The 1893-nt window shown below is 60.8% G+C and carries 1 pseudogene; it reads left to right on the forward strand.

From position 1 onward, the window contains the following. Positions 1-1893: pseudogene (locus NW860_RS06035) on the forward strand (type II secretion system protein); the annotation flags it as partial.

The following is a 1893-nucleotide window of genomic DNA, read 5'->3' on the forward strand; positions in this document are numbered from 1 at the left end:
ACGGCTGGCTGACTAGCCCGAGAGACCAGTACGAACGCGACACAGGGTTTGCCACCAGCGGAGCCGTAGGCCCCCTGCTCGGAGCTGCTCAAGATGCCAACCTGCCCTACCTGCGGGCGGTGCGCTGGCCGGATCCGGTGTTCCCGGCGCAAGGAGTACCTGACGCCATTGGTCAGTACAACAATGGCTATACCACCAGTGCGCCTACCTGTAATCCAAGTGGCACCAACGACCAACGCTGGGCCTGTGTGCGAGATGCCATCAATAATCCGAGCAACCTAGCCCCCTTTGCCCGCAGCGGCAGCGGTTTCCCTGGGTGGGGAGGCTTCCAGTACTTTTTCGGCAGCAGCATATCGCTGAACTCCAACTCTCCCTTCAAGCGGCGGCTGTATAACGACTCTATGTGCGACAGGTCTTCGCCGTTGGCGGACATTCGGCGGCCCCTTTGCCGCTTGTCGGCGCCGGCTGGCACCCCAGATCGACGGGATCGCGGCGACTGGTTCTGGATGCCTAGTTGCGGAGAGCCAGATGGCAACAATGGCTTTAGGGATCTGCTGACCGACGCAGATGATCTCAACTTCCCGGGTCACTTCAACTTCCTGCGCTCCTGCTGGCGGCGTAGAAGTGGGGACGGGCCAAGGGGCAACAACAACGGCAACGACTTCTTCGTGGTGCGCTGGGTAGGGCAGCTGTATCCCCGTTGGCCTGGCCTACAGAGCTACCGTCTCTTCAGCAACGATGGCGCGCGGCTGATCATTCGACGGCGGGACGGCTCCAGTGCCACTTTTGTCAACCATGGAGCCTGGAACGGAACTTCGCTCAGCCTAGGGCCCAATGCTGCAGGTGCCGAAGCCTGGCAGGATAGGCAGGATAGCGGCGGCAACGGTAACCTGGTCACCCTGCGATTAGAGCTGGAGTGCGCGGATCCATCCCAGCCCTCGCCCTACTTGGTGGAGATCCAGACCTACGAAAATACCGGCGATGCCTTCCTGCGCTTTGCCACTCGCGATGGCAGCGATCTAGAAAACTACGACCTGCGCTACCTGAAGCCGCTGCAGGGGGTGAACAAACCTTGCCAGCCGGATCCAATCGAGGGTAGTAGGCTCGATCGGAATAGAGATCCCTATCAGCGCTCCTGCGCAACCCCCCTCAACTGCGATCCCATCTGGACAGACTGGACTCCTGCATGTGACCCCAACATCTGTCAGCAAACCACTATTACCCAAACCAGAACTGCCAGATTGCCTGCCGGTTGCCCTGGCACTCCGCCAACACCGCAAACTCGGAGGATCACCTGCTACCCTCAGTACAACTACGGGCCTTGGTCAGATTGGACGCCTCAGTGTACCCCGCAGCAGCAGTGTAGCGGCACCAGAATCACCCAAACCCGCACCCGCACAGTAACCCCGCTCTGTCGCAGCCAAAGCCCCTTTACTGAAACCCAAGACCAAACCATCACTTGCCAGCCTCCGGAGCCTACCTGCACCTACACAGACTGGACTCCTGCGTGCACGGTGGCCAAGGGCGGCCTGCAGATAACTCAGAGCCGCACTGAGACCTGCACCTCGATTTGCGGGACCACCACCCGAACGCAAACCCAAACGGTTACCTGCCCGAAGACTTGCAACTACAGCGAGTGGAGCCCCTGGTCACCCCCAGATTGCAGCCAGGTTCAGGTTGCCTGCGGCCAAACTAGAACGGTTACCCAAACTCGAACGCGCAACCTGATTGCCAGCACCAGCAGCCCCACCTGTCCAGCAACCGAGACGCAGACGCAAAATCTCACCTGCCAGGGGCCTCCCTGCGGGCCGAGCGTCTTTGCCCCAGAAACTCCTTCCAAGAGCCCCTTGGGCGAGTGGATGGCAGCCAAGCCCAACACGGTGGAGCTGCGCC

The organism is Synechococcus sp. F70.1 (genome assembly GCF_047502745.1).
Lineage (GTDB): Bacteria > Cyanobacteriota > Cyanobacteriia > Thermostichales > Thermostichaceae > Thermostichus.